This is a genomic window from Kitasatospora sp. NPDC088391 (assembly GCF_044753345.1).
GTDB lineage: Bacteria > Actinomycetota > Actinomycetes > Streptomycetales > Streptomycetaceae > Kitasatospora.
The window spans coordinates 143,108-164,214 of the sequence record NZ_JBIVNB010000010.1 but is presented as its reverse complement, the minus strand read 5'-3'; the positions used below and the strand labels follow the sequence as shown (position 1 = coordinate 164,214).

The following is a 21,107-nucleotide window of genomic DNA, read 5'->3' as shown; positions in this document are numbered from 1 at the left end:
GGGCGGGGGACGGGGTGGTGCCGGTGATGCCGATGGTGCCAGTGGGACTGAAGGGATGTCAGGACGATCAGACGAACAGCGAGACCGGGTTGAGCCGGTCGTACGGGGTCGGCGCGGCGAGCCGGCCCAGCCGGACCGGGACGTCGAACAGCCGGCCGGGGGCGAACCGGTTCCAGTGCGGGCGCAGGCCCGGCACCACGACCTTGGCGACCGGCAGGCCGGCCTCCGGACGGGTCTGGTCCAGCACCAGCAGCTCCATCCCGGCCCGGCGCACCAGCCGCTCGGCGGCCGTCACGTCGTCCAGCAGGTCCGCGTGCGGACCGAACGGGGCCGGGGCGGGCAGTGCGGGCGGGCGGCCCGGGTCGGCCGCCAGGTAGGGGAGGGCGGCCACCGTCGCGGTGCGCATCCAGTCCATCGCCTGCGGGTCGGTGAAACCGTAGCCCGTCCCGTCGGCCCGCGCGTCCACCACGTTCGGCAGCAGCTGGTTGACCTCGGCCAGCGCCCGGCGCAGCGCGATCTCCGGGTCCAGGTGGGCGCCGAAGCCGGGCATGATGTCCTCGGCCCGCTTGTCGGTGCGCCGGGAGAACGCCGCCACCACCGGGATGCCCAGGTCGGTGGTCAGCTCGACCGCCCACACCTCGCGGTGCAGCGAGGCGTGCAGCTCGCGGACCTGCGCCACCCACGGGTCGCGGCAGGCGTCCAGGTCGACCCCGGGCTGCACGGTGCGGTTGTACCACCACAGCGCGATGGCGTCCCGCTCGACCAGCTCCAGGAAGCCCTGCAGCACCGCGTCCTCCAGGGTGCCGCCGGCCGCCGCCCCGTTCGAGGAGGCCAGGCAGTAGCGCCGGCCGGGGCGCTGCGGGGCGTTGTAGTACAGCAGGGCCGCGGGCAGCAGCTTCTGCCGCCGCTCGGTCAGCGACCACAGCGGCAGCCAGTCGATCTCGTCGTCCTCGTCGAACGGGTCGGCGATCTGCTGGAAGGCGCCCTGCTCGGCGTTGTGCCGCTCCCGGCCCGCGAACTGCCGCGGGTCGAACAGCTGGACCGCGTCCGGGTGGACGGCGTCCGCCGCCAGGTCCCGGTAGCGGCCGCGGACCATCGGCTCGCCGCCCTGCAGGTGCCCCGAGTAGCGCTCCAGCGACTCGGCGAGCGCCCCGACCTCGGCCTGCAGCGGCGTCGCGCCCTTGCCCGAGGCGTTGGCGCGCAGCCCCGCCCGGACCGAGGCCAGGCCGTGGGCGCCGCCCACCGGGTTGATCCCGGCGTGGAAGCAGTTCAGCGCGGCCGGGCCGCGCGGGTCCCGGCGGATCTCCTTCACCAGGCCGGTCAGCGGGTCCACGTGGTGGCCGTAGCGCTCCATCACCTGGACCAGCGACAGCGCCCGGTGGCCCCCGCCGCCGGTGTGCAGCTTCGGTCGGGGCTCCAGCACCACCGGCGCCGAGATCCGGGCCGCGACCAGGCCCGGGTCGCCGCACTGCGGGCACTCCGGGCGGCGGGTCACCGGGTGGCGGCGGCCCTCCAGGGTCAGGGTGTCCAGCGACCACAGCGCCCGCTGGCCCTCGTGGCGGTGCCCGGCCAGCCACTTGGTGGCCTCCAGCGCGGCCAGCTGCAGCGCCGCGGTGCGGGCCGCCGGCAGCGAGCAGCCCCGGCGCGGCGCCGGGCCGTTGCGCTCCAGCGAGCGCTGCACGTGCGCCTCGACCTGGCGGCCGCGCCACAGCCGGTCCGCCAGGCAGGACCAGCACGGCCCCTCGGCGTCGCCGAAGAACGGGCCGATCCAGGACTCCACGCCGACCGTCCGGACCGGCAGCCACGGCCGCCCGGCCGCCCGGTGCGCGGCGTCCACCCCGGCCAGCCGCGGGTCCAGGTAGTCCTCGCAGAGCACCACCGTCAGGTCCGCGCCGTCCGGGTCGGCCACCGTGCGCAGCCCCGCCGCGTCCAGCGCGCCGCGCAGCTCGGCCGGGTCGTCGCCGGACACGTCGAGCGCGGCGACCGAGGCCGAGCCGAGCCGACGGCCCGTCAGGTGGGCGTCCTGGCCGGCCGCCGCCCAGTAGCCCTCCTGGGGCGTCGGACGGCCCGCCGGGCGCTCGCACACCAGCCCGGCCCGCCGGAGCCGGTCCACCACCTGCGCGGTCTGCTCGGCGGAGAGGTGCCCCGCGGTGTCCCGCTGCAGGTCGCCGAGGCTCCTCGTCCCGTCCAACAGCGGTGCCAGCCGGGCGATCTGGGCCCCGTGGAGGGCGGTGACCTGCTGGTCCGATATCAGGTAGACGGCCTCGCCCGGGACCGGCTCCACGCTCAGGTGGGGCTGGAAGGCGAGGAACCCGTCCCGGTCGGCCGGGCCGAGGAGCCCCGTCACGCCCGGCGTCCGGCGGCGGCCTCGGCGGGGGTGCCGACGAAGGAGTCGGTGGTGCGGCAGAAGCAGTGGATCCCGGCGCCGCCCGAAGGCAGGGCGCCGGCCTGGGAGTTGTGGCTCAGGTCCTCGATCAGCAGATCGTCGCTGTGGCCCGTGACGGACGCGGCGGCACCCATTGGTCTCTCCCCCTGGTCGTGATCGGGTCGGCGTTCGCTCGACCTGGGGCCAGTCTTCTGCTCGGGCCGCCCGGGCGGCCAGTGCCAGCCTCACGAGCTGGGTATGAAGGATTCACGGTCCGCACCGGTGGAAACGCACGCCGTGCTCGGGAGCCTGGCACTGGTCCGGCACACGGGTGCCGGAGGAGTCTGATGGGGCGGTGGAGCCCACTCGGCCCCACCGTCCGCGGCCCGGCCCGCGCCGGCCCGCCGCGACACCACACGGAGGGAACACCCATGGACATCAGAGTGCTCGGCCCCCTCGAGGCCGAGACCAGACACGGATCGATCGTGCCCAGCGCGGGCAAGCCCCGGCAGATCCTCGCGCTGCTGTCCTTGTACGCCAACCAGGTCGTGCCCGTCCCGACCCTGCTGGAGGAGCTGTGGGGGATGGACGCCCCGCGCAGCGCCCTCACCACCCTGCAGACCTACATCCTGCACCTGCGCCGCCTGCTGGCCCAGGCGCTCGGCCCGGACGCCCCGATCGGCGCCAAGGACGTGCTGGTCACCCGGCACGGCGGCTACCTGCTGGAGGTCCAGCCGGGCGCGGTCGACGTGCACGAGTACGACCGGCTCGCCGAGCTCGGCCGGGACGCCTCGGACAGCGGGGAGGACGAGGCGGCCGCGGTCATCTACCGGGAGGCGCTGGCGCTGTGGCGCGGCCCCGCCCTGGTGGACGTCAAGGTCGGCCCGATCCTGGACATCGAGCTGGCCCGGCTGGAGGAGAGCCGGCTGCGCACCCTGGAGCGCCGGATCGAGGCCGACCTGCGGCTGGACCGGCACGCCGACCTGATCGCCGAACTGCGCGGCCTGACGGTCCGCCACCCGCTGCACGAGGGCCTGCACGCCCAGGCGATGGTGGCGCTCTACCGCTCCGGCCGGCAGGGCCGGGCACTGGAGGTCTACCAGGGGCTGCGGGGGCGCCTGGTGGAGGAACTCGGCCTGGAGCCGTCGCCGCGGGTCCGCAAGCTCCAGCAGGCGATGCTCGCCGCCGACCCGGTCCTGGACCGGATCCCCCGTCAGCGCACCCCGATCCTCGACCTGTTCGCCGCCTGACGGCACCGGCCGCCGTCCCGGCCGGTGCCCCGGCACCGTCCCCGGCCGGTGCCCGGCGCCGCCCCACCCGTTCTCGAACGGGGCTCCAGGCGGCGCCAGCACAGTGCGCCCACGCCTTCCGCCGCCCGCCGGCGACGGAACCCGATCCCGAGCGTGGGGGAGAAGTTGCGGATCATCGACCTGTCGTCCCCGGTGGACGCGGCCGGCTGGGAGCCGGACCCGATCGTCCACGAGATCATGACGCCCGCCGAGGGCGCCCGTCACATGGCCGAGGAGATGAAGCTCCACTTCGGCCTGGAGTTCGACCCGTCCGACCTGCCCGGCGGTGAGCTGCTGTCCCTGGACACCCTCACCCTGACCAGCCACACCGGCACCCACGTCGACGCGCCCTCGCACTACGGCTCGGTCGGCGACTACGGGGTGCCGCGCCACATCGACCAGATGCCGCTGGACTGGTTCCTGCGCCCCGCCCTGGTGCTCGACGTCACCGACGTCGGCGTCGGCGTGATCGGCGTCGACCGGCTCCAGAAGGCGCTCGCCGAGGCCGGGCGCCAACCCGACCCGCTGGACATCGTGCTGCTGCACACCGGCGCCTCCCGGCACGCCGGCACGCCCCGGTACTTCACCGACTTCGCGGGCCTCGACGGCCCCGCCACCGACCACCTGCTCGACCTCGGGGTCCGGGTCATCGGCACCGACGCGTGGAGCCTGGACGCCCCCTTCGGGCACATGATCCGGGCCTACCAGGAGACCGGCGACAAGTCCGTGCTGTGGCCCGCGCACTTCGCCGGCCGCCGCCGCGAGTACTGCCAGGTCGAACGGCTCGCCAACCTCGACGCGCTGCCCCCGCACGGCTTCCGGGTCTCCTGCTTCCCGGTGAAGATCGCCGGCGCCGGGGCCGGCTGGACCCGCGCCGTCGCCCTGGTCGAGGAGTGAACGGCCCCCGCCCGCCCCGGCTGATCTGCTTCCACCACGCCGGGGCCGGCGTCTCCGCCTTCGCCCGCTGGCGGTCCGTGATCGGCTCCGCCGCCGAGGTGGTGCCGCTGCTGCTGCCCGGCCGCGGACAGCGGATCAGGGAGCAGCGGATCACCGACCACGACCCGCTGATCGCCGAGGTCGACCGGCTGGTCGCCGAACTCGACTCCCTGATCGGCCCGCTGACGGACCGTCCGTTCGCGTTCTACGGGCACAGCCTCGGCGGCCTGGTCGCCTACAGCTACGCCCGCGAACTCCAGCGCACCGGCCGCCCGCAGCCCGACCTGGTCGCGGTCGGCGCGGTCCTGCCCCCGCACCTGCGCTCGCCGGTGCTCAGCGCCGCCGGCCTCCCCGACACCGAGCTGCTGCACCGCCTGGTCGACCACGGCCTGCTGCCGCCCGGCGCCGTCGAGGAGGACCGGCAGACCGGGCTGTGGCGCCGCCGCGTCCTGCCCGCGCTCCGCGACGACCTGCGGCTCGGCGAGGCGCTCTGCGCGGTCGGCGGCGGCCCGCTGCACGGCCGGCTGCTCGCGCTGGCCGGCGAGGGCGACACCATCGCGCCGCCGGCCGGCGTCGCCCAGTGGAGCCAGTACGCCCCGGGCGGCTTCGAGCTGCGCACCGTGCCCGGCGGCCACCTGTTCTTCCGCGAACGGGCGGCCCCCGCACTGCTCGCCGACGTGCTGGACGGACTGCGAGCGGCACCCCGTCCGGTGTCGAGCGCGGCTTGAGCCGGGCCGCGCAGGCTGGCGCGGCACGGCTCGGCAGAACCACCGAAAGGAAAGGAACGGGCGTGAACACCAAACAGGGGAGGCGGCCATGAGCCGGCGAGTGGTCATCACCGGGATCGGCGTCGTCGCACCCGGCGGGATCGGGACGAAGGCGTTCTGGTCCCTGCTCACCGACGGCCGGACCGCCACCAGGGCGATCTCGCTCTTCGACGCCTCCTCGTTCCGCTCGCGGATCGCCGCCGAGGCGGACTTCGACCCGGTCGCCGCCGGGCTGAGCCCGCAGGAGATCCGCCGGATGGACCGGGCGGCCCAGTTCGCCGTGGTCGGCACCCGCGAGGCGGTCGCCGACAGCGGACTCGACCTCGACGCCCTCGACCCGTTCCGCACCGGCGTCACCGTCGGCAGCGCGGTCGGCGCCACCATGGGCCTGGACACCGAGTACAACGTGGTCAGCGACGGCGGCCGCGGCTGGCTGGTCGACCACCGCTACGCCGTCCCGCACCTGTTCGACTACCTGGTGCCCAGCTCCTTCGCCGCCGAGGTCGCCTGGACCGTCGGCGCCCAGGGCCCGGCCGGCGTGGTCTCCACCGGCTGCACCTCCGGCCTGGACGCCGTCGGCCACGCCGTCGAACTGATCCGCGAGGGCAGCGCCGACGTGATGATCGCCGGCGCCACCGAGGCCCCGATCTCGCCGATCTCGGTCGCCTGCTTCGACGCCATCAAGGCCACCTCGCCGCGCAACGACGACCCCGAGCACGCCTCCCGGCCGTTCGACCGGACCCGCAACGGCTTCGTGCTCGGCGAGGGCTCCGCGATCTTCGTCCTGGAGGAGCTGGAGGCCGCCCGGGCCCGCGGCGCGCACGTCTACGCCGAGATCGCCGGCTTCGCCACCCGCTCCAACGCGTACCACATGACCGGCCTGCGCCCCGACGGCAGGGAGATGGCCGAGTCGATCCGGGTCGCCCTCGACGAGGCCCGGCTGCCCGGCACCGCCGTCGACTACATCAACGCCCACGGCTCCGGCACCAAGCAGAACGACCGGCACGAGACCGCCGCCTTCAAGCTCACCCTCGGCGACCACGCCTACGCCACCCCGGTCAGCTCCATCAAGTCGATGATCGGCCACTCGCTGGGCGCCATCGGCTCGCTGGAGATCGCCGCCTCCGCCCTGGCCATCGAGCACGGCGTGGTGCCCCCCACCGCGAACCTGCACGAGCCCGACCCCGAGTGCGACCTCGACTACACCCCGATCACCGCCCGCGAGCGGAAGATCGACACCGTGCTGAGCGTGGGCAGCGGGTTCGGCGGCTTCCAGAGCGCCATCGTGCTCACCCGACCCGAGCGGAGGACCGCATGACCACCCCCCAGGGCGCGCTGATCGAGCGCCCCGCCGCCACCGCCGCCGCCGTCTTCACCGGCATCGGCGTCGCCGCCCCCAACGGCCTCGGCACCGAGTCCTGGTGGCAGGCCACCCTGGAGGGCCGCAGCGGCATCCGCCCGGTCGAGCGCTTCGACGCCACCCAGTACCCCGCCACGCTGGCCGGCGAGGTCCCCGGCTTCGACGCCACCGCCCGCATCCCCAACCGGCTGCTCCCGCAGACCGACCACATGACCCGGCTCGCCCTGGTCGCCGCCGAGGAGGCCATCGGCCACAGCGGCCTCGACCCCGAGCAGTTCCCCGAGTACGCGGCCGGCGTGGTCACCGCCGCCTCGGCCGGCGGCTTCGAGTTCGGCCAGCGCGAACTCCAGGCGCTCTGGAGCCAGGGCGGCAAGTACGTCTCCGCGTACCAGTCCTTCGCCTGGTTCTACGCCGTCAACACCGGCCAGATCTCCATCCGGCACGGCCTGCGCGGCCCCAGCGGCGTCATCGTCAGCGAGCAGGCCGGCGGCATCGACGCCGTCGCCCAGGCCCGCCGCCAGCTCCGCAAGGGCAGCCGGCTGATCGTCACCGGCGGCGTCGACGGCTCGATCTGCCCCTGGGGCTGGGCCGCGCAGCTGGCCGGCGGCCGGCTCTCCACCAACCCCGACCCGGCCCGCGCCTACCTGCCCTTCTCCGCCGACGCCAACGGCTACGTGGCCGGCGAGGGCGGCGCGATCCTGATCCTGGAGAGCGAGGGCTCCGCCGCCGCGCGCGGCGCCCGGGTCTACGGCCGGCTGGCCGGCTACGCCGCCACCTTCGACCCGCGCCCCGGCAGCGGGCAGGAGCCCGGACTCCGGCGCGCGATCCAACTCGCCCTCGCCGAGGCCGGGGTGACGCCCGACCAGGTCGACGTGGTGTTCGCCGACGCGGCCGGCGTGCCCGAGCTCGACCGGCAGGAGGCCGCCGCGATCGGCGCCGTCTTCGGCCCGGGCGGCGTCCCCGTCACCGCCCCCAAGACCATGACCGGCCGGCTCTACGCCGGCGGCGGCTCGCTCGACCTCGCCGCGGCGCTGCTGACGCTCCGCGACCAGGTGCTGCCGCCCACCGTCCACGTCGACGCCCCGGCCCCCGGCCTCGGCCTCGACCTGGTCCTCGGCACGGCCCGGCCCGCCGCCGTCCGCACCGCCCTGGTGCTGGCCCGCGGCGCCGGCGGATTCAACTCCGCCGCCGTGGTCACCGCCCCCTGAACCCGTCCCCACCCCGAGAGGAACACACCGACATGTCCCACATGACGCTGGACGAACTGACCACCCTGCTCCGCGAGTGCGCGGGCGAGGACGAGAGCGTCGACCTCGACGGCGACGTCCTCGACACCCCCCTCGACGACCTCGGCTACGACTCCCTCGCCGTCCTCCAGACCACCGGCCGGATCGAGCGCGAGTACGACATCGAACTCGCCGAGGAGACCGTCGCCGAGGCCCACACCCCCCGCCTGCTGCTGGAGTTCATCAACGCCAGCCTCGCCGAACACGAGCCTGCGGCGGCCTGACCCCGAACGCGCAGGGGGCGTGAGCCCGAACTGCGGCGAGGCAACACCCAGGGGCGCGGGGAACCGCGCGAGGCGGAAGGGCTCCACCCGGGCCTTCTTCCGCTCCGCGCAGTTCCTCGCGCCCCTTTTTCCCGTTGCCGAGCGCCCCCGGACCGCGCAGCGCGCAAAAGGCTGTGCCCGCCACCGAGGGGAGGGGTGGCGGGCACAGCGGGGGGAGGGGGGATCAGAGGTCGTCGCGGGTGATCTGGCGGTGCTGGACGAGCCAGCGGCCGTTCTCGCGGACCAGGGTGTCCTCGCAGAGGGTGGAGACGCGGATGGCGGCCTGGCCGCCCTTGGGGGTCTCGACGACGACGGCGTAGCAGCGGCCGAAGGCCGCGTCCTCGCCGCGGGGCTCGACGGTGACCATGCCGAGCCAGTGCCGGCGCTGGATGCCCTTGGCGGCGTAGGCGTCGGTCGCGGCCTGCGCCGCGGTGGTGATGCCGGCCCGGCCGACGGCGGGCTCGGGGTGGGCGTTGGCGGCGAAGACGCCGTCCTCGGTGAAGGTCTCGGCCCACTCCCGGACCCGGCCGCTGTCGAGCAGCTGCATCTGGTGCGCGTAGAACTGCTGGACCTGGAAGTACAGCTCGGCGGTCGCGGTGGCGGGCACCTGCTCCGTCACGGTCATGGGTGGTCCTCTCTGGCTGGTTACCCGTCGGGTCCTGTCACCGCAGAGCCTCCGGCCGCGGGGTCGCACCGGCCTCGAACGGAACTGGAGCGGGCGCGTCCAGCCGGGCTCGATCGGCGGTCGAGACCCCGTCGGCACGCTGTTCGCCGTCGACGTACCGAGAGGAGCGCACGGGATGAGCAGCGAGCGGAGGGTGGCCCTGGTGACGGGTGCCACCAGTGGGATCGGCCTGGCGGTGGCCCGGGGCCTGGCGACGAGCGGCCTGGCGGTGTTCATCTGCTCGCGCAGCGCCGACTCGGTCGAACAGACCGTCAAGGAGCTGCGGGCGGAGGGCCTGGAGGTGTCCGGCGCGGTCGCCGACATCCGCAAGCCGGAGCAGGTGAAGGCGCTGGTGGACGCCGCGCTGGAGCAGTACGGCCGGATCGACGTGCTGGTGAACAACGCCGGCCGGAGCGGCGGCGGCGTCACCGCGCAGATCGCCGACGAGCTCTGGTACGACGTGATCGACACCAACCTGAACAGCGTGTTCCTGACCACCCGCGAGGTGCTGAACCGGGGCGGGCTGCAGGAGCGCGGCTGGGGCCGGGTGGTCAACATCGCGTCGACCGGCGGCAAGCAGGGCGTGGTGCTGGGCGCCCCGTACTCGGCGTCCAAGCACGCCGTGGTGGGCTTCACCAAGGCGCTCGGCCTGGAGCTGGCGAAGACCGGCGTGACGGTCAACGCGGTCTGCCCGGGCTACGTCGAGACGCCGATGGCGCAGCGGGTCCGGCAGGGCTACGCCGCCGCGTACGACGCCACCGAGGAGCAGATCCTGGAGCGCTTCCAGGCCAAGATCCCGCTGGGCCGCTACTCCACCCCCGAGGAGGTGGCCGGCCTGGTCGGCTACCTGGTGACCGAGACGGCCGCTTCCATCACCGCGCAGGCGCTGAACGTCTGCGGCGGCCTGGGCAACTACTGAGCCCCGCCGGGCCGAAGGAGGACTTTCCCATGTCCGAGCAGCACCGCACCCTGCACAGCACCGACGTCGCGGCCCCGGCCGAGGCGGTGTACGCGATCGTCGCCGACGTCACCAAGTGGCCGCAGTACTTCGCGCCGAACGTCCATGTCGAGCACCTGGAGCAGGGCGCCGGCACCGAGCGCATCCAGATCTGGGCGACCGCCAACGGCGAGGTGAAGACCTGGGTCTCGCGCCGCGAACTCGACCCGGAGAACCTGGTGGTGACGTTCCGCCAGGAGGTGTCGCAGGCGCCGGTGGCGTCGATGGGCGGCACCTGGAAGGTCACCGCGCTCGACGGGTCGCACACCCGCCTGGAGCTGCACCACGACTTCACCGCCGTGGACGACCTGCCGGAGAACGTGGCCTGGATCAACGCCGCGCTGGACCGCAACAGCGAGTCCGAGCTGGCCGGCATCCGGGAGCTCGCCGAACTCGGCTCCGAGCTGGACGAGCTGGTGTTCACCTTCGACGACACCGTGCACGTGGCCGCGGCCGGGGCGGACGTCTTCGACTTCCTGAACCGGGCCGACCTGTGGCCCGAGCGGCTGCCGCACGTCGCCGCGCTGGACCTCCGGGAGGAGACCCCCGGCATCCAGGTGATGACGATGGACACCAGCACCGCCGACGGCTCGGTGCACACCACCAAGTCGGTCCGGGTGGTGTTCGGCACCGACCGCATCGTCTACAAGCAGATCGCCGTGCCGGCCCTGATGACCGCGCACACCGGCCGCTGGACCATCACCGAGGCGGACGGCGGGGTGGACGTCACCTCCCGGCACACCGTCACGCTGAAGCCGTCCGCGATCGAGAAGGTCCTCGGCGCGGGCACCACCGTGGCCGGCGCCCGGGAGTACGTGCACCGCGCGCTCAGCACCAACAGCACCACCACGCTGAAGCACGCGCTGGCCTTCGCGGAGGCCCGCCGTGGCTGACCGGGCGCTGCCCGCCCCCGGGCGGCTGGACGGGCTGGCCGCGCAGGCCGCCGCCGCGCACCCCGACCGGACCGCGATCACCGGCGGCGGGGCGACGGTGGACTTCGCCACCCTGGACGCCCGGGCCACCGCGGTGGCCCGGGCCCTGGCCGGGCGGCTGGACGGGCCCGGCACCGTCGCGGTCGCCTCCGCGCTGCACCCGGACTTCGCGGCCGCCTACTACGGCGCCGCCCGGGCCGGCCAGGTGGTCGCCGTGGTCAACCCGCTGATCCCGGAGATCGGCGTCCGGCACGTGCTGGCCACCAGCCGGGCCCGGCTGGCCTTCGTGGACGCCGGGCTGCTGCCCAAGCTGAAGGCCGTCCGCGCCGACCTGCCCGACCTGCGCGAGGTGGTGCTGATCGGCGGCGCCGAGGACGACGGCACCCCGACGCTGGAGGAACTGCTGGCGGCCGCCCCGGCCGGCGACGGCTGGCAGCCGCCCGCCGTCGACCCGGACGACACCGCCTGCCTCCAGTTCACCAGCGGCACCACCGGCCTGCCGAAGGCCGTCCGGCTGAGCCACCGCAACCTGACCGTGAACGCGGCCCAGATCGCCGCCGCGCACCGGCTGGACGCCGACTCGGTCAGCCTCAACCACCTGCCGACCTACCACCCGATGCACCTCAACTCGGCCGTCGCCGCGGCCGCCACCCAGGTGCTCTGCGACGCCCCCGAGCCGGTGGACGCGGTGCACGCCGCCAACACCCACGGGGCCACCCACTTCTACAGCCTCCCGGTCCGGCTGGCCCGGCTGGCCGCCGACCCGGCGCTGGACGGCCTGACCCTGCGCACCGTCGCTCGGATCGCCTCCGGCGGCTCCGCGCTCCCGCCGGAGGCCGCGGCGAAGCTCACCGAGCGGTTCGGCATCCCGGTGTTCCAGGGCTACGGCCTGGCCGAGACCTCCCCGCTGACCCACAGCGACGACCCCGACCGGCCCGCGCACGGCTCGGTCGGCCGCCCGGTGCCCGGCACCGACTGCCGGATCGTCGACCTGGAGACCGGCGCCGAACTGCCCGCCGGGCAACCCGGCGAGGTGCAGCTGCGCGGCCCGCAGGTGATGAAGGGCTACCTCGGCGCGCCCGACCTCGCCCCCGGCGAGTGGTTCACCACCGGCGACATCGGCCGGGTCGACGAGGACGGCCGGCTGTTCCTGATCGACCGGCTCGGCGACGTGTTCAAGGTCGACAACTTCCTGGTCGCCCCGTCCGAGGTCGAACAGGTCGCCGCCGCGCACCCGCTGGTCCGGGAGGCGGTGGTGGTCGGCCTGCCCGACGGCCACGGCTACCGGGTGGCCGGCGCGCTGCTGGTGCTCGACGAGCCGGAGCGGCTCGCCGCGGCGGTCGAGCAGATCAACGCCGAACTGCCGTACTACCAGCGGCTGGTGCACACCGAGGCGGTCGCGTCGATCCCGCGCTCGGGCAACGGAAAGATCCAACGGCGGGTCCTGGGCGGGCAGTTCGCCGCCCGACTGGGCCTGACCGACCCGCAGACCGAAGGGAGCGAGGCCATGGGCGCCCCGCTGTTCACCGTCATCAACACCTTCGTCCTCAAGGACCCGGCCGGCGGCGCCGCCTTCGAGCAGCGCTTCCTCGACCACGTCGAGTGGATGCGCGCCCAGTTCGGCTTCCGCTCGCACCAGGCGGTGCGCGCCCTCGCCGAACCCGAGGTGTACGTCAACTTCGGCTGGTGGGCCACCCCCGGCGACTTCCAGCAGGTGCTCGGCAGCGAGACCTTCCAGGCCCACGCCAAGGAGTTCCACCAGCTGGTGGACGTCCAGGCCGAGCCGTCGATGGGCGTGCTGCGGGTCGAGGGCGAGCCGGCCGCGCAGGACACGGAGGGCGCGGTGCTGGCCGTCGAGCGGTTCACCGCCACCGGCGACGCCGAGAAGTTCGAGGCCGCGTTCGCCGCCTGGACCGAGGCCGCCGCCCGCACCGCCGGGTTCGGCCACGCCGACCTGGCCAAGGCGCTGATGCGCCCCGGCGGCTACACCGCGCTCACCCGCTGGGCCTCCCCGGCGGCCTGGGAGCAGGCCCGCGCCCTGCCCGAGTACGCCGACCTGGCGGCGCTCGCCGACTCCGAGGTCCGCGCCGCCGCACCGGTGGCCGGCACCCGCACCCCCGCGGCGCCCGCCGGTGTCTGACCGGGCCGAGCCCTCGGACCTCGGGCTGTCCGGGAAGACCGCCGTGGTCACCGGGGCGTCCCGCGGCGTCGGGCTGGCGGTCGCCCGCCGGCTCGCCGCCGGGGGCGCCCGGGTGCTGCTCGACTACGCGCACTCCGACGCCGACGCCGAGCGCGCCGTCGAACAACTCGCCGGACTCAAGGGCGAGGTGACGGCCGTCCGGGCCGACGTCACCACCGCCGAGGGCCTGGCGGAACTGCTCGGCACCGTCCGCGAGCGGTACGGCCGGCTCGACGTGTTCGTCCACAACGCGGCGCCCTGGCGGCCCACCACCGCCGTCGGCGGCGACCCCGCCGCGGTCACCGCCGCCGTCGGCGCCGCCCTCGACCCGCTGCTGCGCGGCTCCGCCGAGATCGCCGCCCTGATGGCCGGCGGCCCCGGCCGGATCGTCGCGGTCTCCAGCAGCGGCGCCCGCTCCGTGGTGCCGCGCTACGTCGGCGCGGGCGTCGCCAAGGCCGCGCTGGAGAGCCTGGTGCGCTACCTGGCGGTCGAACTGGCGGGCCGCGGCATCACCGTCAACGCGGTCTCCACCGCCAAGATCGACAAGGGCCCGGCCACCCCGCAGCCCGAGGTCGCCGCCGCCCTCGCCGCCCGCACCCCGGCCGGCCGGCTCACCACCCCCGCCGACCTCGCCGACGTGGTCGCCCTGCTCTGCAGCCCCGAGGCGGCCTGGCTGCACGGCCAGACCCTGACCGCCGACGGCGGCCTCGGCCTGCTCGGCTGAACCCCCGCTCCACCCGCGGGGCCCGCCGCCGGAACCCGCCCGGTCCTCGACCCGGCCCGGCGGCGGGCCCCGTTCCCGTCCCCGAAGCCCCCGAACCACCCCGAAGCCCCACCGATCGACGAGAGGACCTGGAGATGAGCGAGGAGGACACCGGCCGGACGGCCGAGGCGGACGTCTGCGTGGTCGGCGCCGGACCGGCCGGCCTGGTGCTGGCGCTGCTGCTGCTCAAGTCCGGACTGCGGGTCGCCGTGGTCGAACGGGCCCGCGCCCACCAGCGCGAGTTCCGCGGCGAGATCCTGCAGCCCGGCGCGATGGCCCTGCTGGACGGCCTCGGCGTGCTGGCCGGCGCCCGGGCCCGCGGCGCGCACGAGCACGAGCGGTTCCGACTGGTCGAGGGCGACCGGGTGCTGCTCGACATCGACTACCGCCGACTGCCCGCCCCGCACGACCACCTGCTGAGCCTGCCGCAGGCCCACCTGCTGGACGAACTGCTGCTGCACTGCGAGAAGTTCGAGGGCTTCGGGTACTTCGACGGCCACCGGGTCGGCGAGCTGCTGCGCGAAGGCACCCGCACCGTCGGCGTCCGGGCCGGCGCCCTGGAGGTCCGCGCGCCCGTGGTGGTCGGCGCCGACGGCCGGTTCTCCAAGGTGCGCCGACTGGCGGGCATCGAGGCCGGCCGCACCGAGGCCTTCGACCTGGACGTGCTCTGGTTCAAGCTCAAGGTGCCCGAGCGCGCCCCCGGCGAGCGCCGCGACGTCCGGGTGTTCCGGGACGGTGGCAACCCCGTGCTGGCCTACGACTCCTACCCCGACAGCGCGCAGATCGGCTGGACCCTGCCGCACAAGGGCTACCAGGAGGTCGCCGCGCAGGGCATCGACCACCTCCGCGAGCAGCTCGCCGCCGCCGCCCCGCCGTACGCCGACCTGATCCGTGCGCAGATCCGCTCCGCCCGCGACGTCAGCCTGCTGGACGTGTTCTCCGGCCGGGCCGAGCGCTGGGCCGACGACGGCCTGGTGCTGATCGGCGACGCCGCGCACACCCACAGCCCGATCGGCGCCCAGGGCATCAACCTGGCCGTCCAGGACGCCGTGGTGCTGCACCCGATCCTGGTCCGGGCGCTCGCCGACGGCGACACCTCCGCCGCCCGGCTCGGCGAGTTCGAGACCCGGCGTGGCCCCGACATCGCCGCCACCATGAAGCTCCAGGGCCTGCAGAGCAAGGCGATGCTCTCCCGCGGCGGCCTGGCCGCCAAGGTCCGGCCCAAGCTCGCCGCCCTGGTGCAGCGCACCCCGCTCGGCCGGAAGATCCTCGACCGGATCGCCTTCGGCAACCGCGCGGTGCGGATCGCCGAGGAGCACTTCACGCACTGACGGAACGCCAGGAGGGCGCCACCCGAGGGGTGGCGCCCTTCCGGCATGCCGTCACCCCCGGCGCGGCCCCGGCAGCTCCGCGTCGACCAGGAACGGCTCCAGCAGGCCCGGCAGCACCCGCTCGGCCAGCTCCGGCAGCAGCTCCACCGGCAGGTCCGCCGCCCGGTACGCCTTCCGCCCGGCCGCCGTGGTCGCGGTCAGCGTCACCAGCCCGGCCCGGCGCTGCCCCCACGAGGTGCGCAGGTTCCAGCCGATCACGCCGCCGCCCGCCAGCACCGACCGGCGGCGCACCAGCGAACCGTGCCGCACCACCAGGAAGCCGTCCGCCACCGCGTGCCCCAGCGACCGGTACCGGTCCAGCGCCAGCGGCACCGTCAGCGGCAGCAGCGCCGCCCAGCCGACCGCGCACCACCACGGCAGCTGGTCCAGGGCCGCGGCCGCCGCGAACAGCCCGACCCCGAGCGCCCAGCCGGCCAGCGCCCTGGTCAGCCGTCGGACGCGGGCCCGCGGACCGTGCCCGGTCAGCGCGGCGCGCACCGGCCCGTCGGCGCCCAGCACCTCGCCGGCCACCGCCAGCGCGGTCGGCAGCGGCGCCGCCGGGACCAGCGCCGGACCGCCCCGCTCCCGGTGCGCGCCGGTCGACACCGCCGTGCAGCGGGCCCCGCCGAGCAGCCGCACCGGCAGGCTCTCGGACAGCTCGACCCCGTGCACCCGGCTGCGCTCCAGCGCCACCGCCCGCCGGTTCACCAGGCCGTGCCCGATCTCCAGCGCGCCGCCCGGGCGGCGGGTCAGCACGAACCCGACGGTCCGCTCGGTGAAGAACAGCAGGTTCAGCACGGTGCCGGCCAGCAGGAGCGCCACCGGCACCCGGACCGCCCGCGGGCCGAGCCCGTCCAGGTGCACCAGCCACTCCACCAGCGAGCCGACCGGGGTCTGCTCCACCACCGCCGCCAGCGGGCCGGTCAGCGCCACCCCCATCACCACCAGCGGCAGGAACCCGGCCAGGGCGAACGGCGCGTAGCGCAGCCAGCCGGGCGAGAAGCGCAGCAGCACCGTGCCGGCGTCCCCGGCCGCCGCCGGACCGCCGGCCCGGCCGCCGCCTCCGCCGAGCAGCTCCTCGCGCAGCGCCAGCGCCTCCGGGCGGCGCAGCGCGTCCAGCTTCAGCCGGTCGCCGCGCCGGGCCGCGGCCTCGCCGGTGCCGACCGTGACGGTCATCAGGCCGAGCACCCGGTGCGCGGCGCCCGCGTGCAGGTCGACGGTGCGCACCCGGTCGACGGGCACCGCGACGTGCCGGCGCACCAGCAGGCCGTGCCGCAGCTCCACCAGGCCCGGCAGCACCCGGTAGCGGGTGGTCCACCAGCGCAGCAGGCCGGCCGCGACGGCGACCCCGGTCACCGCGAACGCCCAGTTGTTGTGGTGCCCGAAGCTGCGGCCGAACAGGTAGGCCGGGACCACCAGCGGGATCACCTTGGCCAGTTCGCGCACCGGGTGCACCAGCAGCATCAGCGGGGTCAGCCGCCGTCAGCTGTCGGCGTCGGCGGGGGCCGCGGCCGGGGCCCCGGTGGCGGGCGCGGCGGGTGGGGCGTCCGGGGCGGTCACGTGGCGTCCCCCGCCCCGGCGGAGCGGGCGGCGTCGGTCAGTTCGGCGGTGAGCCGGGCCGCGGTGTCCTCGTCCAGTCCGGTGATCCGCAGCGGCCCGGCCGAGGAGGCGGTGGTGACGGTGACGGTGGTCAGCCCCAGGAAGCGCTCCAGCGGCCCGCGTTCGTGGTCGATGGTCTGCACCCGGGCGATCGGGGCGATCCGGCGCTCCTCGACCAGCCAGCCGGTCCGGGTGTAGATCGCCAGGTCGGTGGTCTCCCAGCGGTGCACGGCGAACCGGCGGCGCGGCATCACCACCAGGTGGACGGCGGCGAGCAGGACGGTCAGGGCCAGCAGGCCGGCCCTGACGTCGGGCAGCCAGGACGGCAGCAGCACCAGCAGCGCGACCTGCGCGGCCGCGGCGAGCAGCCAGCAGCCCAGCGCGCGCAGCCGCCACCAGCGCCTCGCACGCGGGTCGACGGAGTGCTCCGGCGGCCTCAGCTGCCGGAAGCGGTACGGGAGTTGCGCCCCGTTCGGGGGCGTGGTCGCGGACATGCGGCCAGGATCGCCGATGGGTGGCGGGGCCTGCCCGGGATTCGCTCGAGTCCTGTTGGAGTCCGCCCCGCCGCCCGGCCGAGCGGTCCTGGCGGCCGGATTCGAGGGATTCTCCACCGGCCGCTCCCATCCTCCGGGCTGTCCGCGCCATTGACCGTTGAGGAAGAGGACCCCGATGAAGGCTCTGGTGCTGTCGGGCGGGTCTGGTACCCGCCTGCGTCCGTTCACCTATTCGATGCCCAAGCAGCTCATCCCGATCGCCAACCGCCCGGTGCTGGAACACGTGCTGGAGAACATCCGCGAGATCGGGGTCACCGAGATCGGCGTGATCGTCGGCGAGCGGCGCCCGGAGATCGAGGCCGTGCTGGGCGACGGCTCCCGGCTCGGGGTGCGCATCACCTACCTGCACCAGGAGCAGCCGCTCGGCCTGGCCCACACCGTCACCGTCGCCCGCGAGTTCCTCGGCGACGAGGACTTCGTGATGTACCTCGGCGACAACATGCTCCCGAACGGGATCGCCGAGATCGCCGAGGAGTTCCGGGCCGGCCGCCCGGCCGCCCAGGTGGTGGTCCACAAGGTCGACGACCCGCGCGCGTTCGGCGTGGCCGAGGTCGGCCCCGACGGGGCCGTCCAGCGGCTGGTCGAGAAGCCCCAGCAGCCGCGCAGCGACCTGGCGCTGATCGGCGTCTACTTCTTCACCCCGGAGATCCACCTGGCCGTCGACTCGATCGAGCCCAGCCCGCGCGGCGAGCTGGAGATCACCGACGCCATCCAGTGGCTGGTCACCGCCGGCGCGCCGGTCCGGGCCAGCGAGTACCGGGGATACTGGAAGGACACCGGCCGGGTCGACGACGTCCTGGACTGCAACCGCGAACTGCTCGAAGGACTGCGCCGGTCGGTGGCCGGCGAGGTCGACGCGGACAGCGAGCTGATCGGCGAGGTGCTGGTCGAACCCGGCGCCAAGGTGATCCGCTCGCGGATCGAGGGCCCGGCGGTGGTCGGGGCGGGCAGCGTGGTGGAGGACAGCCACATCGGCCCGCACACCTCGATCGGCAAGGACTGCGTCCTGCGCGACACCCACGTGTCGTACTCCATCGCCCTCGACGGCGCGTCCGTGCGCGGCGTCACCGGCATCCACGGTTCGCTGATCGGCCGCTCCGCGGCCGTCACCAGCGTGCACAGCGCAATGCGCCACCACCGCCTGGTGGTCGGCGATCACACCCAGGTCGAGGTGGCGGCATGAGAATCCTGGTCACCGGCGGGGCCGGTTTCATCGGCTCGCACTACGTCCGGACGCTGCTCGCGGGCGGCTACCCCGGCTACGAGGACGCCCGGGTCACCGTCCTCGACAAGCTCACCTACGCCGGCAACCGGGACAACCTCCCGGCCGCCGGCCCCCGGCTCGACTTCGTCCAGGGCGACATCTGCGACCTGGACCTGCTGCTGGAGCTGTTCCCCGGCCACGACGCCGTGGTCCACTTCGCCGCCGAGTCGCACGTCGACCGCTCGCTGGAGTCCGCGGCCGAGTTCGTCCGCACCAACGTCGGCGGCACCCAGAACGTGATGGAGGCGGCGCTGCGCACCGGCGTCCCCCGGGTCGTGCACGTCTCCACCGACGAGGTGTACGGCACCATCGACGAGGGCTCCTGGACCGAGGAGTGGCCGCTGCTGCCGAACTCCCCGTACGCCGCGTCCAAGGCCGGCTCCGACCTGATCGCCCGCGCCTACTGGCGCACCCACGGGCTGAACGTGTCGATCACCCGCTGCTCCAACAACTACGGGCCCTACCAGCACCCCGAGAAGCTCATCCCGCTGTTCGTCACCAACCTGCTGGAGGGCAAGCAGGTCCCGCTGTACGGCGAGGGCCTGAACATCCGCGAGTGGCTGCACGTCGACGACCACTGCCGGGCCATCCAGCTGGTGCTGACCGGCGGCCGGGCCGGCGAGGTCTACAACATCGGCGGCGGCAACGAGCAGACCAACCGGCAGATCACCGAACTGCTGCTGGACCACCTCGGCGCCGACTGGAGCTCCGTCCGCCGGGTCGCCGACCGCAAGGGCCACGACCTGCGCTACTCGCTGGACGAGGGCAAGATCCGGGCCGAGCTCGGCTACGAGCCGCGCATCCCGTTCGCGCGGGGCCTGGCCGAGACCGTCGACTGGTACCGCGACAACCCGGGCTGGTGGAAGGCGGTCAAGGACGGCCTGGAGGAGCGCCGGTGAGCCCCGTCCAGGTCCTGGTCGTCGGCGCCGGGCCGGTCGGCCTGACCGCCGCCCACGAACTCGCCCGGCACGGCGTCCCCGTCCGGTTGGTCGACGCCGCCGCCGGCCCCGCCACCACCAGCCGGGCGCTGGCCACCCACGCCCGCACCCTGGAGGTCTACGACCAGATCGGCGTACTGGACGAGCTGCTGCCGCGGGGCCAGCGGGTCGAGCACTTCACCCTGCACCAGAACGGCCGCCGGCTGGTCCGCTTCGACACCGACTACAGCCGGCTGCCGACCCGGTTCCCGTTCACGCTGATGGTCGACCAGGTGGTCACCGAGGAGGTGCTGCGCACCGCCGCCGCCCGGCGCGGCGTCGAGGTCGAGTGGGGCGTCCGGCTGACCCGGTTCGAGGACCGCGGCCCGGACGGCGTCCGGGCCGTGCTGGAGCACGCCGACGGCCGCGCCGAGGAGGTCGACGCCGGCTGGCTGGTCGGCTGCGACGGCGGGCACAGCACCGTCCGCAAGCAGCTCGGCATGCCGCTGATCGGCGAGAGCAGCGAGACCTGGCTGATCGCCGACGCGGTGGTCGACTGCGACCTGCCGCGGGACAGCATCCACTGGATGCGCACCCCCGCCGGCACCGTGATGATGGTGCCCTTCCCGGCCCCCGGCAAGTGGCGGCTGCTCGACACCGCCGACGCGAGCAACCCGGGCGACCGGGCCGTCGCGGACCGCTTCGCCGCCAAGATCGAGGCCGGCACCGGACGCCCCGTCCGGGTCGAGGACCCCAGCTGGATCTCGGTGTTCACCATCCAGCAGCGGATGATCGAACAGATGCGCAGCGGCCGGGTGTTCCTCGCCGGGGACGCCGCCCACGTGCACAGCCCCGCCTCCGGCCAGGGCATGAACACCGGTGTCCAGGACGCCGTCAACCTGTCCTGGAAGCTCGCCGCGGTGATCCACGGCGAGGCCGCCGAGACCCTGCTCGACAGCTACAGCGCCGAGCGCGTCCCGGTCGGCGCGGCCCTGCTGAAGTCGACCCGGATGGCCACCATGCTGGTGCAGCTGCGCAGCCGGAAGGCCGCCGCGGCCCTGCGCACCCTGTTCACCGTGGTCCGCTCGGTCCGGCCGCTCAAGTCGAAGATCGAACGCAAGATCATGGGCGGCATGTCGGCCCTCGACCTGTCCTACGCCGACGGCCCGCTCGCCCCGGCCGGCGCCGCCGACCCGGCGGCCGGCCGCCGGGTCGCCCGGGTCACCGACCCCGGCCCCGGCTGGACCGCCCTGCTGGACGAACTGCGCACCCCCGGCTGGACCCTGCTGGCCCGCGCCGTCCCCGCCCAGTACCCGGCCCTGCACCGGCTCGCCGAGGACCACCCCGCCGTCCGGGTCCGCACCCTGACCGACGGCACCGACCGCGCGGACGCCGGACCCCGGCCGCTCGCCGACCCCGACGGCGCCGTCGCCGCCGAACTCGGCATCCCGGCCGGCGGCTGGCTGCTGGTCCGCCCCGACGGCCACGCCGCCGCCTCCGGCCCCGGCCTGGACACCGCGCCGCCCGCCGCCGCGTTCGGCGCGCTCGGCCTCACCGCGTCCGACGGCCGCCGCCTCGCGGCCGCCTGACGGACCGTCGGAC

At 75.1% G+C, this 21,107-nt stretch carries 19 protein-coding genes; 14 read left to right on the top strand and 5 right to left on the bottom strand.

Going from position 1 to position 21,107, the window contains the following annotated elements; all coding sequences use genetic code 11:
- Positions 1-67: 67 nt before the first annotated feature.
- Both ACIQBJ_RS27145 and ACIQBJ_RS27140 read right to left on the bottom strand, forming a co-directional pair.
- On the bottom strand, positions 68-2,347 hold the full coding sequence (locus tag ACIQBJ_RS27145; protein ID WP_400715594.1) for a TOMM precursor leader peptide-binding protein: 2,280 nt from the start codon (positions 2,345-2,347) through the stop codon (positions 68-70).
- On the bottom strand, positions 2,344-2,520 hold the full coding sequence (locus ACIQBJ_RS27140) for a hypothetical protein (RefSeq protein WP_400715592.1): 177 nt from the start codon (positions 2,518-2,520) through the stop codon (positions 2,344-2,346). The genes ACIQBJ_RS27145 and ACIQBJ_RS27140 overlap by 4 nt, the downstream gene beginning before the upstream one ends.
- Positions 2,521-2,796: 276 nt before the next feature.
- On the opposite strand from ACIQBJ_RS27140, the gene ACIQBJ_RS27135 reads away from it, so the two are divergent.
- The 6 genes from ACIQBJ_RS27135 (at position 2,797) to ACIQBJ_RS27110 (ending at position 8,227) form a co-directional block, all read left to right on the top strand.
- Entirely contained in the window at positions 2,797-3,615 is an 819-nt protein-coding gene (locus ACIQBJ_RS27135) for a BTAD domain-containing putative transcriptional regulator (RefSeq protein ID WP_400715590.1), read from the top strand.
- Between the two features lie 165 nt (positions 3,616-3,780).
- Positions 3,781-4,551, top strand: a complete 771-nt coding sequence (locus tag ACIQBJ_RS27130) for a cyclase family protein (RefSeq protein WP_400715823.1) — start codon at positions 3,781-3,783, stop codon at positions 4,549-4,551.
- Positions 4,548-5,318 (top strand): thioesterase II family protein, encoded by a 771-nt coding sequence (locus ACIQBJ_RS27125; RefSeq protein WP_400715588.1) that lies wholly within the window; start codon positions 4,548-4,550, stop codon positions 5,316-5,318. The genes ACIQBJ_RS27130 and ACIQBJ_RS27125 overlap by 4 nt, the downstream gene beginning before the upstream one ends.
- Before the next feature lie 88 nt (positions 5,319-5,406).
- Positions 5,407-6,675 (top strand): beta-ketoacyl-[acyl-carrier-protein] synthase family protein, encoded by a 1,269-nt coding sequence (locus ACIQBJ_RS27120; protein WP_400715586.1) that lies wholly within the window; start codon positions 5,407-5,409, stop codon positions 6,673-6,675.
- Positions 6,672-7,925 carry a ketosynthase chain-length factor gene (locus ACIQBJ_RS27115; protein WP_400715584.1) on the top strand — a complete coding sequence of 418 codons (1,254 nt, stop codon included), beginning with the start codon at positions 6,672-6,674 and terminating at the stop codon, positions 7,923-7,925. The genes ACIQBJ_RS27120 and ACIQBJ_RS27115 overlap by 4 nt, the downstream gene beginning before the upstream one ends.
- Before the next feature lie 32 nt (positions 7,926-7,957).
- Complete coding sequence (locus ACIQBJ_RS27110; RefSeq protein WP_400715582.1) at positions 7,958-8,227, top strand: acyl carrier protein; 270 nt, start codon at positions 7,958-7,960, stop codon at positions 8,225-8,227.
- Positions 8,228-8,450: 223 nt separating this feature from the next.
- Here ACIQBJ_RS27110 and ACIQBJ_RS27105 read toward each other — a convergent pair whose 3' ends face one another.
- The gene (locus tag ACIQBJ_RS27105; RefSeq protein ID WP_400715580.1) at positions 8,451-8,891 is read right to left on the bottom strand and encodes a nuclear transport factor 2 family protein; all 441 of its coding nucleotides are present in this window, start codon (positions 8,889-8,891) and stop codon (positions 8,451-8,453) included.
- A gap of 175 nt (positions 8,892-9,066) precedes the next feature.
- On the opposite strand from ACIQBJ_RS27105, the gene ACIQBJ_RS27100 reads away from it, so the two are divergent.
- From ACIQBJ_RS27100 to ACIQBJ_RS27080, 5 genes are all read left to right on the top strand, one after another.
- Entirely contained in the window at positions 9,067-9,849 is a 783-nt protein-coding gene (locus tag ACIQBJ_RS27100) for an SDR family NAD(P)-dependent oxidoreductase (RefSeq protein WP_400715578.1), read from the top strand.
- 29 nt (positions 9,850-9,878) lie between these two features.
- A complete protein-coding gene (locus ACIQBJ_RS27095; protein ID WP_400715576.1) occupies positions 9,879-10,820 on the top strand; it encodes an aromatase/cyclase in 942 nt (313 codons plus the stop codon).
- Entirely contained in the window at positions 10,813-12,999 is a 2,187-nt protein-coding gene (locus tag ACIQBJ_RS27090) for an AMP-binding protein (protein WP_400715575.1), read from the top strand. The genes ACIQBJ_RS27095 and ACIQBJ_RS27090 overlap by 8 nt, the downstream gene beginning before the upstream one ends.
- Positions 12,992-13,762 carry an SDR family oxidoreductase gene (locus tag ACIQBJ_RS27085; RefSeq protein WP_400715573.1) on the top strand — a complete coding sequence of 257 codons (771 nt, stop codon included), beginning with the start codon at positions 12,992-12,994 and terminating at the stop codon, positions 13,760-13,762. Before ACIQBJ_RS27090 ends, ACIQBJ_RS27085 begins: the two co-directional genes overlap by 8 nt.
- A gap of 134 nt (positions 13,763-13,896) precedes the next feature.
- Positions 13,897-15,132 (top strand): FAD-dependent monooxygenase, encoded by a 1,236-nt coding sequence (locus ACIQBJ_RS27080; protein WP_400715570.1) that lies wholly within the window; start codon positions 13,897-13,899, stop codon positions 15,130-15,132.
- Positions 15,133-15,183: 51 nt separating this feature from the next.
- On the opposite strand, the gene ACIQBJ_RS27075 is transcribed toward ACIQBJ_RS27080, so the two are convergent.
- Both ACIQBJ_RS27075 and ACIQBJ_RS27070 read right to left on the bottom strand, forming a co-directional pair.
- Complete coding sequence (locus tag ACIQBJ_RS27075; protein ID WP_400715568.1) at positions 15,184-16,635, bottom strand: PH domain-containing protein; 1,452 nt, start codon at positions 16,633-16,635, stop codon at positions 15,184-15,186.
- A gap of 92 nt (positions 16,636-16,727) precedes the next feature.
- A complete protein-coding gene (locus tag ACIQBJ_RS27070; RefSeq protein ID WP_400715566.1) occupies positions 16,728-17,264 on the bottom strand; it encodes a PH domain-containing protein in 537 nt (178 codons plus the stop codon).
- Positions 17,265-17,439: 175 nt separating this feature from the next.
- On the opposite strand from ACIQBJ_RS27070, the gene ACIQBJ_RS27065 reads away from it, so the two are divergent.
- Genes ACIQBJ_RS27065 through ACIQBJ_RS27055 form a run of 3 tightly spaced genes read left to right on the top strand, consistent with a single transcriptional unit; the run spans position 17,440 to position 21,094 of the window.
- On the top strand, positions 17,440-18,507 hold the full coding sequence (locus tag ACIQBJ_RS27065) for a glucose-1-phosphate thymidylyltransferase (RefSeq protein ID WP_400715564.1): 1,068 nt from the start codon (positions 17,440-17,442) through the stop codon (positions 18,505-18,507).
- Positions 18,504-19,487: a dTDP-glucose 4,6-dehydratase gene (gene rfbB / locus ACIQBJ_RS27060; RefSeq protein ID WP_400715562.1), complete on the top strand. Its 984-nt coding sequence runs from the start codon at positions 18,504-18,506 to the stop codon at positions 19,485-19,487. Before ACIQBJ_RS27065 ends, rfbB begins: the two co-directional genes overlap by 4 nt.
- Positions 19,484-21,094 (top strand): FAD-dependent oxidoreductase, encoded by a 1,611-nt coding sequence (locus tag ACIQBJ_RS27055; protein ID WP_400715560.1) that lies wholly within the window; start codon positions 19,484-19,486, stop codon positions 21,092-21,094. Before rfbB ends, ACIQBJ_RS27055 begins: the two co-directional genes overlap by 4 nt.
- The last annotated feature ends 13 nt before the right edge of the window (positions 21,095-21,107 follow it).

Coding starts and splice junctions, on each gene's coding strand:
- ACIQBJ_RS27065 (WP_400715564.1), top strand. CDS start 17,440: ATGAAGGCTCTGGTGCTGTCGGGCGGGTCTGGTACCCGCCTGCGTCCG.
- ACIQBJ_RS27105 (WP_400715580.1), bottom strand. CDS start 8,891: ATGACCGTGACGGAGCAGGTGCCCGCCACCGCGACCGCCGAGCTGTAC.
- ACIQBJ_RS27095 (WP_400715576.1), top strand. CDS start 9,879: ATGTCCGAGCAGCACCGCACCCTGCACAGCACCGACGTCGCGGCCCCG.
- rfbB (WP_400715562.1), top strand. CDS start 18,504: ATGAGAATCCTGGTCACCGGCGGGGCCGGTTTCATCGGCTCGCACTAC.
- ACIQBJ_RS27070 (WP_400715566.1), bottom strand. CDS start 17,264: ATGTCCGCGACCACGCCCCCGAACGGGGCGCAACTCCCGTACCGCTTC.
- ACIQBJ_RS27080 (WP_400715570.1), top strand. CDS start 13,897: ATGAGCGAGGAGGACACCGGCCGGACGGCCGAGGCGGACGTCTGCGTG.
- ACIQBJ_RS27140 (WP_400715592.1), bottom strand. CDS start 2,520: ATGGGTGCCGCCGCGTCCGTCACGGGCCACAGCGACGATCTGCTGATC.
- ACIQBJ_RS27135 (WP_400715590.1), top strand. CDS start 2,797: ATGGACATCAGAGTGCTCGGCCCCCTCGAGGCCGAGACCAGACACGGA.
- ACIQBJ_RS27075 (WP_400715568.1), bottom strand. CDS start 16,635: ATGCTGCTGGTGCACCCGGTGCGCGAACTGGCCAAGGTGATCCCGCTG.
- ACIQBJ_RS27120 (WP_400715586.1), top strand. CDS start 5,407: ATGAGCCGGCGAGTGGTCATCACCGGGATCGGCGTCGTCGCACCCGGC.
- ACIQBJ_RS27100 (WP_400715578.1), top strand. CDS start 9,067: ATGAGCAGCGAGCGGAGGGTGGCCCTGGTGACGGGTGCCACCAGTGGG.
- ACIQBJ_RS27110 (WP_400715582.1), top strand. CDS start 7,958: ATGTCCCACATGACGCTGGACGAACTGACCACCCTGCTCCGCGAGTGC.
- ACIQBJ_RS27115 (WP_400715584.1), top strand. CDS start 6,672: ATGACCACCCCCCAGGGCGCGCTGATCGAGCGCCCCGCCGCCACCGCC.